Below are 16199 nucleotides of genomic sequence, written 5' to 3'. Positions count from 1 at the left end.
TAAATAAAAAATTGTGCGGTGGTAATGGCAAGAAGGTCACACCTGTTCCCATGCCGAACACAGCAGTTAAGCTTCTTAGCGCCGAATGTAGTTGGGGGTTGCCCCCTGTGAGACTAGGACGCTGCCGCGCAGTTTATTATTCCGCAATAGCTCAGTTGGTAGTAGCGCTTGACTGTTAATCAAGATGTCGTAGGTTCGAGTCCTACTTGCGGAGTTGGTGAGTGAGGATAATCCTGCAATCCAGCCTGGAGAGTTGTCCGAGAGGCCGAAGGAGCATGATTGGAAATCATGTAAACGGGAAACTGTTTCAAGGGTTCGAATCCCTTACTCTCCGTAACATTTAAATATTAAGTGTATTGGCCCGTTGGTCAAGCGGTTAAGACACCGCCCTTTCACGGCGGTAACACGGGTTCGAATCCCGTACGGGTCATTAAAAGTTGTCAATACACCGGAGAATTAGCTCAGCTGGGAGAGCGTCTGCCTTACAAGCAGGATGTCGGGGGTTCGAACCCCTCATTCTCCATAAGTAGTTTTTATTACTACTAAGGTCCCGTGGTGTAGGGGTTATCACGCCTGCCTGTCACGCAGGAGATCGCGGGTTCAATTCCCGTCGGGACCGTTCAACTTTTAAAAAAAGGTCCAATAGCTCAGTTGGTAGAGCACTTGATTGAAGCTCAAGGTGTCGGCAGTTCGACTCTGTCTTGGACCACTCTGGTGGGATAGCGAAGTGGCTAAACGCGGCGGACTGTAAATCCGCTCCTTCGGGTTCATAGGTTCGAATCCTATTCCCACCATTACAATCTTTTTAAAGGTTGTCAGGGATTTAATTGAATAGGGACATAGTTTAACGGTAGAACTACGGTCTCCAAAACCGTCAATGTGGGTTCGATTCCTACTGTCCCTGTTTTATCCATTTTAATATGGCGGATGTGGCGAAGTGGTTAACGCATCGGATTGTGGCTCCGACACTCGGGGGTTCGATTCCCCTCATTCGCCCTTATTATTGGGGTATCGCCAAGTGGTAAGGCAACAGACTTTGACTCTGTTATGCGTTGGTTCGAATCCAGCTACCCCAGTTTTATATTTTAAAGTATGGCGGTATAGCCAAGTGGTAAGGCATGGGTCTGCAAAACCTTGATCGCCGGTTCAAATCCGACTACCGCCTTTCTTTGCCTTCATACAATATGCCGACGTGGCGGAATTGGCAGACGCGTTGGACTCAAAATCCAATGTCCTTTACCGGACGTGTGGGTTCGACCCCCACCGTCGGCATTCTAAGCTCATATAAGAGCGTCAAAGAACTTTTTAGAAAGCCTGGGAATGTTGTTAAATCAATGTTCCTAGGTTTTTCTTTATGTTGAACTTAACGCCAACTGCTTAACCTCATATGGAGTTTAGGGTTTAGTATTTTTAAGTGGATAAAAAGAGGGGCTAAATCCTTTCAAATGGTTTTATTAAGCTTGAAAAGCTGATAAAATGTAGCTGTAAATAAAAAAAGGAGCCGTTTAAACGTGAAAACACCTAAAAAAACACCGAGTGTGAGCTCGGCTTTAAGAAAAGATACCCTTAAAGTTCCTGATGTGATTCGAGACGCTTCTGGGATCCGGATTTATGGTCGTCGCTTAAAGTCTTTCCTCTTTTCGACGGATGTTGCGACAATCTGCTATAGTAATGCAGATGCTATACTTGCGGTCTACCCGCAAACCCCTCATCCGGCCATTGTTTCAGCGATTTCAACAGTTAGTACAGCTCCCGTCTTTGCAGGTGTGGGGGGCGGCTTAACAAGCGGCAAGCGCAGTGCAGATATTGCTTTGTTTGCAGAGGCTGAAGGGGTAATGGGGGTTGTTGTCAATGCACCCATGCCGGTAGAAACAATTGAAATGATTGAAAGGACGATCGATTCACCGATCATTGCAACAATTGTGTCCGCTTATAACGATATAGACGCCCGCCTAAAAGCTGGGGTAGATATTTTGAATGTAGCCAGTGGTAAGGAGACGCCTGCTTTGGTTGCTAGGATTCGTGAACGCTATCCTGATATACCGATTATTGCAACAGGGGGTAAGAGTGATGACAGCATCCGCGAAGTGATAGCGGCAGGAGCCAATGCGATTTCTTGGACGCCACCAACTACTGGTGAGCTCTTCAAAAAGAAGATGGATGTTTACCGGATGGAAAGACGGGAGAAGTTCATTGAAAGCCATGATGGGATGACGCTCAATGAATATGAGCAGCACTTGGAAGACCAAGTTTAGGATTTATTGCGAAAAACAAAGTAATAAATGGAAAGCCCCGCACTGACGAAGATTAAAAGAAACATCAGATAAACAAGCAGGCGGACTAGTAAACTAGGGCCGAGGCTAAGGATATAGATCCCAGCAAAGGCTGCGATAACCATTAAAATTAAGCCAGAAAAAATGAGTAAAAACTCTTGAAATTTGGACTGTGGAGGCATAATGACACCCTTTCTTTACTTTTTCTCTTATGATGACCTCTACTGAGACAAAAGGCAAGTCTAAAGTTTAAAAATATATTCAGATGGTCTATTATGTTTTACAAAGCCTATTAAATCGTGTATTCTATTAGGTGTAGAAATAACTGAAAGTTTATTCATGAGGACATCCTTAAAAGGAGGTCCTTTATTTATCGAAGAAAATGGAGGGAAATATATGTCTAGGCAGAATGAGTCTTCGAAGGGACTAGTGTGGGGACTAGTTATCGCCTTTGTGGTTGTATTAGGACTATATGGGGGTGGCGTTTACTATTATAGTCAACATTTTCTTCCCCGTACTCAAGTCTCCGCCACAAGTGTGTCGAACTTAAACTTGGAAGAAGCTGATAAAAAAGTTTCGGAAAAAATAGCCGGCCAAACGATTGATGTCAAGGAAGGGGATAAGGAAATTGCTCAACTTCCAATCGATAGTTTAGGCTTGCCCATCGAAAGTCAGCCCGCCTTGGAGAAAATGCTGGCGAATCAAAATCAATGGGCTTGGCCGCTCGCCTTCTTTACCGATCGGCAACTCCAAGGTAAGTATGTGGCTGGTGACTTGGATGGCGCAACCATCGATAAGATTATGAACCAGTTGGGAATTGACAATTCTCAGCGTAAAGAATCCGAAAATGCTCGTCTAGAGAATTCTTCAGACCAAGGTTTTACGGTTGTTGATTCCGTTCAAGGGAATCAAATTTCGGCTGATGCCTTACAAAAACTCTTCAATAAGAATATAGATAACGGCAACTACCAAGTTAACTTAGCGGATGCCTATATTCAACCAACCCTTAAGGAAGACGATCCGAGTCTACAATCTAAGATCAAAAAGCTAGATGATATTAAAGGCTCTAAGCTCGTACTTAAGGTGGATGGCAAAGACCACCAGATTCCAGAAGAGGAAATTGCTAGCTGGTTATACATTGACGACCAAGGAGAACCAGCTGTCGATATGGAACAAGTCAACGTGTATCTCCAAGGCTTGAACCAAGAAATCTCGGGGCTCTTAACTTCTCATGATTTCCAATCCACAATGGCCGGCGTTGTTACTGTCCAACCAGGTACTTACGGTTGGTATATTGACCGCTCTAGGGCAGCGGATGAAGTTGCCCAAGCGGCCTTAAAGGGTGAAGATACGGTGATTGAACCGTCTATTGCTGGGTCAGGCTACGGCCAGGATAATTTCTTTGGTAAGGATTATGTAGAAGTCGATATGATCAACCAAAAAATGTTTATCTACCTCAATGGGGAATTGCAGTTGAGCACGGATATTGTATCTGGCCATGATATGACACCAACCAATCCAGGTGCCTTCGCGGTTAACAACATGCAGTCACCTTCTGTTCTCCGGGGCTTCGATCCTAAGACAGGTAACAAGTACGCTTCACCTGTTTCCTACTGGGTACCCTTTGACTATGTTGGCCAGGGGATTCACGATGCGAACTGGCAACCCGTCTTCGGCGGTGGCTGGTACCACCAAAACGGCTCCAACGGCTGTATCAACGTCCAACCATCCGTCATGCCAACCGTCTACTCCCTAGTCCACGTCGGCATGCCAGTCGTAGTCTTTAACTAAGGGTGTGAGCAAGAGCGCTTAGAAAGGAATGACTGGAGGCAAAGGGGAAAAGAGCGGCTGTAAGCCGTTCGTTCCACTTTGCTGAAGTCACTTCCTTTCTGCCTTTGTGAACCCGACTAAAAAGGGTGAGAGGGCGCGCGGTTAGCTTCCTTTCACTGGAGCAAGTCACCAGAGCAGTCTGAAGGACAGCGGCGGAGACTTGTGAAGTGACAAGGAAGCTGCGCGACCGAACCCGACTAGGAAGGGTGCGAGAGGATGCGGGAGGAAGGGACCTCTGGAGTAAAAGACCAGAGAAGGCTGAAGGCCTTCGACGGACTTTTACGAAGAGGAGCCCTTTCTGCATCCTCGAACCCGACTAAACAGGGTGTGAAGGCTAGCGGTAGAAATAGACCTCTGGAGGCAAAAGCCAGAGAAGACTAAAAGTCTTCGGCGGATTTTGTTGAAGAGGAGCTATTTCTGCTAGCCTGAACCCGACTAAACAACACAAGAAAAAGTCAATCCAAGGGGGTTGGCTTTTTTTGTTGGGCATTTTTGTTTATAATGAGGGAAGAAGAGACTCGTGCAGCAAAATTTATTGAAGGAGGCCTTTATGAAGATTAATTTACTCGAAAACCTAAGAGTTGAAGATAGCTATATCGAAGAACTCGCCCAAAAGCTTAAAGATGCTGGGCATGACTTTACTTACTATAAGGAGCGGACCACGGATCCAGATGAGCTCCTAGAACGCAGTCAGGATGCGGACATTGTGATTATTGGGAACACACCCTATCCTGCCGAGGTGATTGACCGTTTAGAGCAAACTCAATTAATTGATGTCGCCTTTACGGGGGTAGACCATGTGGACCAGGAGGCTGCAGCGGCTAAAGGCATCGCGATTTGTAATGCATCGGGCTATGCCAATCAAGCGGTTGCTGAGCTATCCCTAGGCCTTGCTTTATCTCTTTTCCGCCAGCTTCCTGCCAGTAACCAGGATGCTCGGAAGACAGCGGACTTTCCCGGCCCTATCCAAGGACGAGAAATCAGCCAAGCCAAGGTTGCTATTATTGGGACAGGGGCTATTGGGCTTGCAACCGCCAAGGCCTACCGAGCACTGGGCGCTGAACTCCTCGGCTATAATCGCTCTGAGAAGGATGAAGCCAAGGCGCTCGGCATGCGCTATGGGAGCTTAGAGGAAGTGATGGCGGAAGCGGATATCATTTCCATCCACCTTCCCGCTACAGCTGAGACAGAGGGGCTAATCTCCAAGGAAATGATTGCTAAGATGAAGTCCGATGCGATCCTCATTAACGTGGCTCGGGGCCCTATTGTTGACAGTCAAGCGCTAGCAGAGGCCTTGAACGAAGGCAGGATTGCGGGTGCAGGCATCGATGTCTTCAACCAAGAGCCCCCACTCAGTGAAGATGAACCTCTGCTTTCGGCTAAGAACACCATCCTAACCCCTCATATCGGCTACCTGACCGATGAGGCTATGGTTCTCCGGGCTAATACAGCCTTTGAGAATGCCTTGGCCTTTGCTGAGGGCGAACCGCAGAATATCATCAAATAAGTCAAAACAGCGACAAAAAACGAGGCTGGACTTCTTGTCCATGCCTCGTTTAATTTTTATGAGCTAAATTTATAGCTTAATGTCCGTCGTTAAAGCGAACTTGGTTGTTTTCAAGGGAAGCAATGCGGGCAGCTGAATAAACTTCATAACCATGGTCTAAGATACGTTGGCGGCCATTTTGGAAGGATTTTTCAATACAGATGGCAACGCCAGCGACATCTGCGCCTGCTTGTTCAGCGATAGAAATTAAGCCCATAGCTGCTTCGCCATTTGCGAGGAAGTCATCCACAACGAGGACTTTATCATCTGCATCGAGGAATTGTTTAGATACGACGATGTTGCTGTCTGTATTCTTAGTATAGCTGTGGACCAATTCGGTATAGACTTCTTGGTTTTGTAGGGTAGAAGGTTCTTTTTTCTTAGCAAAGAGCATCGGGACATCGAATTTCTGGGCCACGAAGATGGCTGGTGCAATACCAGAGGCTTCAATCGTTAGGATCTTAGTGATTCCTGCACTCTTGAAGTGTTGGTAGAAATCATTGGCGATGCTGTACATGATATGCGGGTCAATTTGGTGGTTTAAGAAGGAATCAACCTTCAAGACATTATTAGGAAAAACCTCGCCATCATCAATAATTCGTTGCTGTAAAATATTCACTTTCAGAACTCCCCTCATAGATAATATATTGAATCGATTGCCTGTATGGACATTAAGTGTTACTCTATCATAGCACAAAGCCCCATTAAAAGCTTAAAAAAATAAATCTTTTAGAAATTTCAGGCTAAATTTTATCAAATTCTCATGGAAATCAGACCTGGGTTAGATTGCAAATTATGGGGAATAGATTATAATTGAAAGGATCGTCAAGCTAAGACTGAGGGAAGGGAGGAATCGTAGTGACCATCGATTGGCAAGTTGAAACGGAAAAGATCCGCCAGCTAGCCCTAGAAGAAGTAGGGATGAATGTAGTAGGCTTTACCAGTGCGGATGATTTCACCCATATCCGTCAGTCGCTGGAAGAAGCGGAGGCTGAAGGCCGCACCACGGGCTTTGAACATCCTGTCATCGAGGAGCGCTTGTACCCCAAGGACTTGCTGGATGGGGCAGCTTCGATTATTGCCTTTGCTATGGCCTATCCCAATAAACCGCTCTATCCTAAAGAACGTAACCGGGGGGAGCGAAGGGGGCAATTCGCCCGAGCGAGTTGGGGGGAAGACTACCATAGTATTCTCCACCGAGCGGCTAGTGACCTGGTCCAAGCTTTGGAAGAACGTTATCCAGGAATTCAGACCAAGACCATGGTGGATACGGGCGAACTCCCTGATGTGGCTGTTGCGCAGCGGGCCGGCATTGGTTTTATTGGCCGAAATGGGCTAATTATCAATGAAGAGTTTGGCTCCTTTATCTATCTGGGGGAGATTATTACCAACCTGCCCCTGGTGCCTGATGCCCCCAAGGCTAATGCCTGTGGCGACTGCACCCGTTGTTTGGACTTTTGTCCGACGGGAGCCTTGCTAGGCGAGGGGAAGATGAATGCGAAAGTCTGCATCTCCTACCTGACCCAGACCAAGGGCTATATCCCCCAGGCCTTTCGCCGGCAAGTGGGGCACCAGATTTATGGCTGTGACATCTGCCAGCAGGTCTGCCCTTATAACCAACATGTAGACAGCCACTACCATGCCGCCATGGAGCCAGAGCGCGACCAGGTGGAACCCTTGCTAAAGCCTATGCTGACCCTATCTAACCGAGAGTTCAAGGAACAGTTCGGCCATCTGGCAGGGGCTTGGCGGGGGAAGAAGCCCTTGCAGCGCAATGCCATCTTAGCCTTGGCTAACTACCGGGACCGGTCGGCTATCCCCCTCTTGTTGGAGATGATCGAGAAGGATCCCCGGCCCATGATCCGCGGAACGGCTGCCTATGCGGTGAGTATCATCGAGCGCCAGTTCAATCCAGAGCTCCTAAGTTTTATGGAAGACCGGCTCCGTATTGAAGAAGCCGGTCCAGAAGCTGACCAAGAAACAGTGGTTGAATTCAGCCAAGCGGTTGAAAGAATCAAGAAAAAGCGAAATAAGAGACAAAGGAAGCGATAAAGATGACCAATCACATTGTATTATATGAACCCCTTATTCCACCCAATACAGGGAATATAGCCCGGACCTGTGCGGCGACCGACACCCACCTGCACCTGATTGAACCCCTGGGCTTCTCCTTGGATGATAAGCACCTCAAGCGGGCTGGTTTGGATTATTGGCACAGTGTGGATGTGACCTTGCATAAGGATTTACAAGCCTTTATGGAATATTTAGGGGACCGTCGACTCTACCTCATTACTAAATTCGCCCACCATACCTATACCGATGTCGACTATAATGAGACAGCTGGAGAAGATATCTTCTTAATGTTTGGTAAGGAAACAACGGGCTTGCCTGAGGACTTCATGCGGGCCCACGAAGCCCAATGCTTACGTCTGCCCATGGATGACACCCATGTCCGCGCCCTCAATCTCTCCAACTGTGCCGCCATCGTAATCTATGAGGTACTCCGCCAGCAAAACTTCAACCACTTGGAATTGAGCCACCACTACGCCCACGATAAGCTCGACTAGGAAGATAAGTTTCGCTTAAGTTCCCTAGCAAAAATTGCAATTCCCAGCCCAACATGGGAAAATAGGAGAGTGGTTTAATCCGCCTGAGATCAATAGAAGAGAGAGTAGGAGATTTTTTATGCGCGGTGACAAAAACCAAGCCAAGCCAAAGAAGGGGGAAGACAGCCAGGGTTTTAAGGGAAAGTTTAAAGCCTATTGGAAAAAATTCCGCCTAACTAAATGGCTCATTTTTATTGGCTTATTTTTTGCTTTGATTTTTGAAAGTTATTTATTAATTAGTGCCAAAATGACTGATGTTGACAACTTGGAGAAGCAGCTCCAGGTGACCACTGAAGTCTATGATAATTCAGGCAACCTAGCAGGGACCCTGTCTTCGGACCACGGGACCTATGTGACTATCGATCAAATTTCAGATAATATTAAGAATGCAGTCGTTTCGACTGAAGATAAACGTTTCTATAAGCACAGGGGCTTTGACCCCATTGGGATTGCTCGAGCGGCAGTCGGCTATGTCCTCCACGGCGGTTCAGTAGTCGGTGGGGGGTCGACTTTGACCCAGCAATTGGTTAAAAACTCTTTTCTGACCAATGAGCAGAGCCTGATGCGGAAGTTTAAAGAGCTCTTTATTGCCCTTGAAATTGAAAAGACCTACCCCAAGGATAAGATTTTGGAGATGTACTTGAACCACTCCTACTTTGGGAATGGGGTCTATGGGGTGGAGGATGCTAGCCAGAAGTATTTTGGTAGCTCAGCTGCTAACTTGGACTTAGCCAACGCGGCCGTTCTAGCGGGTGCTCTGAAGGGGCCAAGTATTTACAACCCGGTTGATAATTATGAAGAAACGATCAACCGGCGGAATACGGTCCTTCAATTGATGGCAGACAATGGGTTTATTGCCCAAGAGGATGCCCAAGTGGCCATGGCCTCTGATATGCCCCAGCAGAATAATGATGTCGGGAGCGACCAATACAAATACCCTTATTATTTCGATGCGGTGATTGAAGAAGCTATTAACAAGCATGGCTTGAGTGAGGATGACCTGATGAAGGGGGGCTACCGGATTTATACTAACTTGGACCCCAAGTACCAGGAAGGTCTGCAGGGGATTTATGACCAGTCCAGTCTCTTCCCTGTCTCACCAGCTGGAAATACCGCCCAATCAGCAACAGTTGTGATGGATCCCTACAGTGGGGGCGTCCTAGCGACAGTGGGAGGAACGGGGGGTCACTCCTTTAGGGGCTTTAACCGGGCCACTCAGATGAAGCGGCAACCGGGTTCAACCCTCAAGCCCTTGAATGTCTATAGTCCGGCCTTAGAGAATGGTTTTGAGGCGAATGATGTCATTCCGGATGAAGTGAAGGAATATGGAACGGATAAGTACAAGCCTGAGAACCATGACAAGCAGAGCCAGGGGGAAATCCTTCTCTGGCAAGCTCTAGCTAAGAGTAAGAATACATCAGCTGTTTGGTTGATGAATGAGATTGGTGTCAACACCGCCATGGCCAAGTTGGATGACTTTGGGATTCCTTATACGGATGGCGATAAGACCTTATCTTCTGCCCTAGGCGGCTTATCTAAGGGGGCTTCCCCTATGGAAATGGCCTCGGCCTACACTGCCTTCGTCAACAAGGGCAAGCGCTCAGAAGGCGTCTTCATTCAAAAGGTTGTCGACAGTTCGGGCAATGTCATCGTCGAGGAACAGAAGCCCAAACAGAACCAAGCCCTCAGTGAAGCGAATGCCAAGGAAATGACCCGGATGATGCTCGACGTCTATAATGAAGGCGGAACCGGGGCAGCCATGGAACCGGCAGGCTATGAATTAGCGGGTAAGACGGGGACGGTTGAACTCAGCCAAGCAGGCAATAGTGGAGCAGGTGACGGTGTGAATGATGAATGGTATGTCGCCTATACGCCCGACATGGTGGTTGCCAGTTGGTATGGCTTTGACCAGACCAGTGCGGAGAATTATCTCTGGAACAGTTCACCTGTCCAATCGGGGAATACCTTCCATAACATTATGGCGGAACTCTTGGCTAATAGTCCCAACACCCCGTTCAACCTGGAAGCAGCCTCGACCCGTTATTATAATGAAGTCAATGGGATTTCATCGTCCGATGGGGATGAGACGACTACCAACCAAGCGACCATTGAAGATAATGCCTCAAGCCTTCTAGACCGCTTAATGGAAGGGGCCCGGGACTTCTTCTCTTCTTTTTCTGGTCAAATTACTTTTCAAAACTGGCTCGGCATGATATATTAAGCAAATGAAGACAAATAAAGGAGGAAATGGAATGGCCAATATTTATGACACCATCAACCAATTAGAACGTGATGTGCGCGCCCATGAGGACTACCAGGGCTTAAAACATGCGATGGAGGCAGTCGTTCAAGACGAAGAAGCCTTCGCCCTATATAATAAATTCCGCCAACTCCAAGTGGATGTTCAAACGAAGATGCAATTAGGTAATGAAATTAGCCAAGAAGAAATCCAAGAAGCCCAAGACTTGGAGAAAGAAATGGCAGCTAATGAAACCATCAGTCAGCTCTTACAAGCTGAGAAACAATTGAACCAATTGGTGGAAGAGATTAACAAGGTGGTTACCCAACCGATTTATGAAGTCTACCAAAAAGCTAATGAGCAAAAAGAAAATTAGTACGAAGGCTAAGACCTGTGTCCCCACATCTCAATGGGAGGTGTGGGGACACTTTTTCTTACTGGAGGCGAAGCGGTGGATAGCCTTTGCTTGCTATATAAATCCTGTCACAGGCTAGCTCGTCCCAGAGGATAAAGGGCACGAAAGTTTGTTCGGAATGATTGTAAGCGAGCCTTTTGATATGGTAAACTTGTAAGGTAGGAGTAGTCTGCCAAGAAGGACATTTCCTCCATTTGGCAAGGCCTAAAGATGGCTAAGTAACTATTCCCAGTTCAAGCTATTAGGAGAATCAAATAAAATGATACGATTTATACATGCGGCTGACCTGCATTTAGACCAGCCATTTAAGAAAATCTCTAAAATGAATCCCAGCTTATACGAGAAACTCCGCCAGGCGACGACGGCTAGCTTCCACAACATTATTGAAACTGCTATTAATGAAGCAGTAGACTTCGTTGTGGTGAGCGGGGATATTTATCATAATGAACCAGCATCTCTCCAAGCTCAGTTTACCTTCCGGCAGGGGATGGAGCGTTTGGCCCAAGCGGGAATCCAGGCCATCGTTTGCCATGGTAACCATGACTATATTGAAGGGGATGCCCACCGTTTGGCCATGCCAGATAATGTGTATATCTTCCCCGACCATGTCGACTCTTACCATTTCCAGGCTAAGTCTGGGGAGCACGTGATGGTGACCGGCTTTTCCTATGGGCAAGCTTGGATCGAGCGAGACATGGTCCAGGACTTCCCCCAAAGGCAGCCAGGCATTGACTTTCAAATTGGAGTTATCCATGGGGAGAACCAGCGCCATGAAGGCAAGCACCACTATGCCCCCTTCAATGTTTCTGATTTAACGGCCCTGGGATATGATTACTGGGCACTCGGCCATATCCATAAGCGTCAACTTCTAGCCGACCACCCCCCTGTGGTCTATCCAGGCAATATTCAAGGGGCTAGCTTCAAGGAAGCTGGGCCTAAGGGGGTCTACTTGGTCAGCCTGAAGAAGTATCAAGAAGCAGAACTTGAATTCGTCGAAACAACCGATTGGCAGTTCAGTTCGCCTGTTAGAGACCTGCCAAAACTTGAGAACATTGAGGACTTACGCAATGTGGTCGAGCGAGCTCTCCACGAAGAAGTCATGTATGCCAAGAACGAAGGCGTGAACCTCCTTGTACGCTTGGCCTTCCGCTCAGATGGTAATGAAGAGAGCCTCTACTGGTGGGACCGCTACGCTGAGGAATTACGCGATCAATTGCAGTGGAGCTTGAGCAACCAAGACCAGTACCGCGACCAAGAGATCTATCTGACTGAGCTCAAACTTGTTATCGATGAAGAGAGCAGCTGGTCTTATTCCAAGGCTTTCCAAGATGCACTCCAACAGAGCTTCCACCACTTGCAGTCAGACGCCGAGTGGGAAAGCTTGACGGCGCCATTGATGCAAAACCAGCTCTGGCAACGCTATATGCTGCCCCAAATTGATTGGGAAAGCTTCAAGGCGGACGTGCTAAGCCGGGCCATTGAGAAGATCATTGTTCGTCAAGCGGTGGAACAAAAAGAAAAATAAGTGAGGGGAAAAAATGAAAATTCAAAAAATTGAAATTTTTGGTTACGGGAAGTGGGTCGACCAGACCTTCTACTTGGAGCCAAATTTGAATGTTTTTATTGGTGGAAATGGTTCGGGAAAATCAACCTTGATGAGCTTTATTCTTTCTATCATGTTCGGCTTTCCGAATATGCGACGCAAGCATAGTCGCAATTATGATGTGAATCCCAATGTGAATTATGGGGGCCGCCTCTATTTAACAGAAACGATTTACGGCCAGGTGATGATTGAGCGCATCAAACAGCAGGGGCGCCAGCAATTATTTATGACGGTTAATGAGAATCCCCGTGAAGAAGTCTCTTCCTTCGATGAACTCTTCGAAGGATTGACAAAGGACGATTACCTGACTTACTTTGGTTTTGACGAAGAAGACCTAATGGCTTTCGTTTGGGAGGATGAAGATCAATTTGCTAAAAGCTTGGTGAGCCTGGGCGTTAGCGGTCGTCAGGTGCTCAATGGCATTACCCCAGACCTAGAAGCTAAAGCCGCAGACCTTTACCTGCCTAATGGCCAAAAGCCCCAGCTGAACCAAGAACTTAACCAGCTGGCAGCTAGCAGCCAACGTTTGGACCAGGCTGCAGCCAATGAACAGAATTATTTTGCCTTAGAAGAAGAACTCCAGGCTAACCAGGCAGAGCTGGAAGACCTGCGTCAGCAAGAATCCGAGGCCCAAAGCGAGCAGGTGAAATTGCAGATTGCCTCCCAGGAAACTGGATCCGTTGAAGAAAAGAATGCCCTTGGTTTTGAATTAGCTGGTTATGACTTCCATAACTTCCCGGAAGGCGCAGCAGAGACCTGGCATGACTTAAACCAAGACCTAGCCCGCTATGAAGACCAGATAGACCAAACGGAGGGTTTCCTAGTTCTCGATGAAGAAGCCAATGAAGAGCCAGCGGATGCGGATAGCCTGCTCTCTATTGGTCAAGAATGGGTACTAAACCATGACCATGTGTCGGACCAGATGCTGGCTGAAGCCCGGGCCTACCGGGAGCAGTTAAACAGTGATGAAGCGCTCAAGGAACAACTTATCCAGAAACGCTATGAAGAACATCGCTTGTTAGCAGCTCTGGGTGCGGAATCGATTGATGAACTGCCAGAAGAATTAACGGCTAGTGAGCGCCAAGACTGGCAAAACCGCCGGCAAGAACTGGATAATCGGCGGATCTTCTATGAGAATACCAAGCATGACCTCCAGGACTTGATGGCAGAGAACCAAGACCTCCATGACGAATATGATGAAGTCCAGTCCGAATACAATAGCTTCAAGGGAACCATTAAAGAGCGGACCAGCTCCTGGCTCAAGACGTTTGGTTTGATCTTGATTGTCCTTGCCTTGATCCTTGCTATTCTCTACTTTGTTACCGATAAGCCATTCATGATGGGGTCGGGCTTGGCAGCCGGTGCCTTGGGGATTCTCTTCACAATTATTGGTTTCCTCCAAAGTGGCCTCGGCAAGCGCTCGGTGAAGAAGGAATCACAAGCCTTCGACCTGGACTTGCGCGATATTGAGAGCGAGCAGGCGGAAATCCAACGCCGCATCGATATTCAAAATGACCAATTAGCTGAATTGGAAAATGAATCACAAAACTTTATGGCTGAACTCCAAGCCCTCGTTCAAGAGAAGGGCGGTTCTGAATATATCCAGCCTTTAACCTGGTTGGACCATGATTATGTGGCCCAGGTCAATGCCTTAGAAGCGGAATGTAACCAGTTAATCCAGGCCACTGGAGCAGCCCAGTATGCCGCAGCCCACGACCAAGAATGGCGGGACTATGCCCAGGTTATTTCTAATAATCCACTGTCCCAAGATTCCGTTTTCCAAGCCTTTGAAGATGACTACCATAGCTTGCGTCAGCTGGAGATGGACCATGCCTTTACTGCGCAAAGCTACCAGGCTGAGAAGAACCAGAAGCAAGAACTCCACCAAAGCATCCAAAGCTTGCGCCGGGCCCGCCAAGACTTCTTAGACCGTTATGGCTTTGAGTCGGCAGATGAGGTTGAAGAGGCTTTGGCTAAGGAGGCAGAGATGTTGGCTAAGAAGGAACGCTTTGACCTCCTTGACCACTCGCTCAACCCCCAAGCTGCTCAACTGCACGACAAGGATGAAAGCATTGACCAACAATTGGAAGACAATGTGCACACTCTGGGCCAGTTGACTCAGCGCATCCAAGACTTAGTCCAACGTAATGCGCAATTGGAGATGCAGATTCGCGAGCTTGAAGCTAGCGGCTTAATGAGCAAGCTCCAAGCCGAACATGCGAGTGATGTGGACCAAGCTTATGATTCAGCTGTTGAATGGGCAGCGAATAAGCTAGCTGTTGCGACCTTCGAGCAGGCCAGTGTCGGCGAAGAAGGCGAAGCCCTGGAACGCGTGATGGGCCATGCCAACCGCTACCTCTATGACCTGTCAAATGGGGAACTCGAGAAACTACGCTATCAGAATGATACAGTAGAAGTCCTTAGTGAAGATGAGCTCTGGCTAGGTGTGGACCAACTGTCACGAGGGGAGAAGGCTTTACTTTTTGTCGCGATGCGCTTTGCCTTCCTGAATGCCCAACTCGGTCAGTTGAATATGCCAATCCTAATCGACGAAGCCTTTGCCCATATTGATGACTACTACCGACAAAACATTTACCGCTTCCTCGATGAACGCAGCCAGGACCAACAAATTATCCTGTTAACGATCGATGAAGGTGCCGCCCTCAACCGGTCGAGCAAGGAAGTTACACGTATTTAAGCTTGACGATTAAATATGAAAGGATGGGAGAATGGAAACAACAAGACTCTTTGATGCTGCTATGGATCAAAATTTTAAGACCTTTGCCCTGATTAAGAATGCCGATATTAGGCAGGACCGCAATGGCAAGGACTACCTGGCTTTGAACTTCCAGGACCGGTCGGGCATTTTAGATGGGAAACTCTGGGGCATGACAGACGCAGATGCTGAAAAATTCCAAGTTGGTCGGGTAGTCTACCTCTACGGCCGCCGAGAGCTCTTCAATGGCCAACCGCAATTTCGGATTGAGCAGATGCGTCTGGCTGAACAACATGAACCTCATGATCCCATGCTCTATATGCCAGAAGGTCCGATGTCCAAGGAAGCCATGCAGGAAGAGATTGAGCGCACTGTGGCTGACTTTCACTTGCAAGAAATCCAACAAGTAGTTAGCTACATCCTCGATGAGGTAGGGGATGATTTCTACTACTATCCCGCTGCTAAGAAGCACCACCATGCCTTCGTGGGGGGCTTGGCCTACCACACAGTTTCCATGTTGGGACTGGCTAAGGCGGTACAGAAGCTCTACCCCGTCCTGAATGCCGACCTTCTCTATGCGGGAGTGATCCTCCATGACATCGCTAAAACGAGCGAATTATCCGATCCGCTCAGCGGGAACTATACGGTCCAAGGGAATCTCTTGGGTCATATCTCCTTAGTCGCCGAAAAATTGAGCCTTGCCATCCAAGATCTGGGCTTGGACCAGACCAGTGAAGAGCTCATGCTCTTGAAGCATATGGTCTTGGCCCACCATGGGAAGAAGGAATATGGGAGCCCAGTAAGGCCCCACGTCTTAGAAGCGGAGGTCCTCCACCGGATTGACGACCTGGATGCTTCCATGTATATGGTCAGCGCTGCTCTAGAGAAAACAGCTCCGGGTGAATTCTCGGCCTATATCCCAGGCATGGATGGGCGGACATTCTACCGTCCGAACTTAGACCAAGCATAAG

11 protein-coding genes, 12 tRNA genes and 1 rRNA gene are annotated in these 16199 nt (G+C 47.9%); 23 read left to right on the top strand and 1 reads right to left on the bottom strand.

Annotation, left to right across the window (positions count from 1 at the left end):
• The first annotated feature begins 14 nt into the window (after positions 1-14).
• From rrf to F6I03_RS08990, 16 genes are all read left to right on the top strand, one after another.
• Positions 15-130, top strand: a 5S ribosomal RNA gene (gene rrf, locus F6I03_RS09065).
• A gap of 10 nt (positions 131-140) precedes the next feature.
• Positions 141-214 (top strand) — tRNA-Asn (locus tag F6I03_RS09060).
• Positions 215-247: 33 nt separating this feature from the next.
• Positions 248-334 (top strand) — tRNA-Ser (locus tag F6I03_RS09055).
• Between the two features lie 24 nt (positions 335-358).
• Positions 359-430: transfer RNA gene (locus F6I03_RS09050), tRNA-Glu, on the top strand.
• A 20-nt stretch (positions 431-450) separates the two neighbouring features.
• Positions 451-523: transfer RNA gene (locus F6I03_RS09045), tRNA-Val, on the top strand.
• A 23-nt stretch (positions 524-546) separates the two neighbouring features.
• Positions 547-619, top strand: a tRNA-Asp gene (locus F6I03_RS09040).
• 17 nt (positions 620-636) lie between these two features.
• A tRNA-Phe gene (locus F6I03_RS09035) sits at positions 637-709 on the top strand.
• Between the two features lie 4 nt (positions 710-713).
• Positions 714-794: transfer RNA gene (locus F6I03_RS09030), tRNA-Tyr, on the top strand.
• A 39-nt stretch (positions 795-833) separates the two neighbouring features.
• Positions 834-904 (top strand) — tRNA-Trp (locus tag F6I03_RS09025).
• Positions 905-923: 19 nt separating this feature from the next.
• Positions 924-996: transfer RNA gene (locus F6I03_RS09020), tRNA-His, on the top strand.
• Between the two features lie 8 nt (positions 997-1004).
• Positions 1005-1076, top strand: a tRNA-Gln gene (locus F6I03_RS09015).
• An 18-nt stretch (positions 1077-1094) separates the two neighbouring features.
• Positions 1095-1165, top strand: a tRNA-Cys gene (locus F6I03_RS09010).
• A 21-nt stretch (positions 1166-1186) separates the two neighbouring features.
• Positions 1187-1272: transfer RNA gene (locus tag F6I03_RS09005), tRNA-Leu, on the top strand.
• Between the two features lie 239 nt (positions 1273-1511).
• Positions 1512-2255, top strand: coding sequence for a hydrolase (locus F6I03_RS09000; protein WP_070430478.1), 744 nt, complete (start codon positions 1512-1514; stop codon positions 2253-2255).
• A gap of 447 nt (positions 2256-2702) precedes the next feature.
• Positions 2703-4064, top strand: coding sequence for a L,D-transpeptidase family protein (locus tag F6I03_RS08995; protein ID WP_168163707.1), 1362 nt, complete (start codon positions 2703-2705; stop codon positions 4062-4064).
• A 589-nt stretch (positions 4065-4653) separates the two neighbouring features.
• A complete protein-coding gene (locus F6I03_RS08990) occupies positions 4654-5610 on the top strand; it encodes an NAD(P)-dependent oxidoreductase (RefSeq protein ID WP_070431020.1) in 957 nt (318 codons plus the stop codon).
• A 76-nt stretch (positions 5611-5686) separates the two neighbouring features.
• Here the strand turns inward: F6I03_RS08990 and F6I03_RS08985 are convergent, their stop codons facing one another.
• Positions 5687-6268 (bottom strand): xanthine phosphoribosyltransferase, encoded by a 582-nt coding sequence (locus F6I03_RS08985; protein WP_070431021.1) that lies wholly within the window; start codon positions 6266-6268, stop codon positions 5687-5689.
• 239 nt (positions 6269-6507) lie between these two features.
• Here F6I03_RS08985 and queG point away from each other — a divergent pair, with 239 nt between their 5' ends.
• The 7 genes from queG (at position 6508) to F6I03_RS08950 (ending at position 16198) form a co-directional block, all read left to right on the top strand.
• The gene (gene queG / locus F6I03_RS08980; protein WP_224788516.1) at positions 6508-7701 is read left to right on the top strand and encodes a tRNA epoxyqueuosine(34) reductase QueG; all 1194 of its coding nucleotides are present in this window, start codon (positions 6508-6510) and stop codon (positions 7699-7701) included.
• A gap of 2 nt (positions 7702-7703) precedes the next feature.
• Positions 7704-8216 (top strand): tRNA (uridine(34)/cytosine(34)/5-carboxymethylaminomethyluridine(34)-2'-O)-methyltransferase TrmL, encoded by a 513-nt coding sequence (trmL, locus tag F6I03_RS08975; protein WP_070431022.1) that lies wholly within the window; start codon positions 7704-7706, stop codon positions 8214-8216.
• Between the two features lie 118 nt (positions 8217-8334).
• Positions 8335-10476, top strand: coding sequence for a transglycosylase domain-containing protein (locus tag F6I03_RS08970; protein WP_070431023.1), 2142 nt, complete (start codon positions 8335-8337; stop codon positions 10474-10476).
• Between the two features lie 31 nt (positions 10477-10507).
• Positions 10508-10870 carry a YlbF family regulator gene (locus F6I03_RS08965; protein ID WP_070431024.1) on the top strand — a complete coding sequence of 121 codons (363 nt, stop codon included), beginning with the start codon at positions 10508-10510 and terminating at the stop codon, positions 10868-10870.
• 298 nt (positions 10871-11168) lie between these two features.
• A complete protein-coding gene (locus F6I03_RS08960) occupies positions 11169-12434 on the top strand; it encodes a metallophosphoesterase family protein (protein WP_070431025.1) in 1266 nt (421 codons plus the stop codon).
• A gap of 13 nt (positions 12435-12447) precedes the next feature.
• A complete protein-coding gene (locus tag F6I03_RS08955) occupies positions 12448-15210 on the top strand; it encodes an ATP-binding protein (RefSeq protein WP_070431026.1) in 2763 nt (920 codons plus the stop codon).
• Between the two features lie 31 nt (positions 15211-15241).
• The gene (locus tag F6I03_RS08950) at positions 15242-16198 is read left to right on the top strand and encodes a 3'-5' exoribonuclease YhaM family protein (RefSeq protein WP_070431027.1); all 957 of its coding nucleotides are present in this window, start codon (positions 15242-15244) and stop codon (positions 16196-16198) included.
• Position 16199 lies beyond the last annotated feature (1 nt).

This window comes from Aerococcus sanguinicola (assembly GCF_008726925.1).
Taxonomy (GTDB): Bacteria; Bacillota; Bacilli; order Lactobacillales; family Aerococcaceae; genus Aerococcus.
Note: the sequence above shows the minus strand (reverse complement) of the source record. Positions and strands in the feature narration are given on the sequence as shown.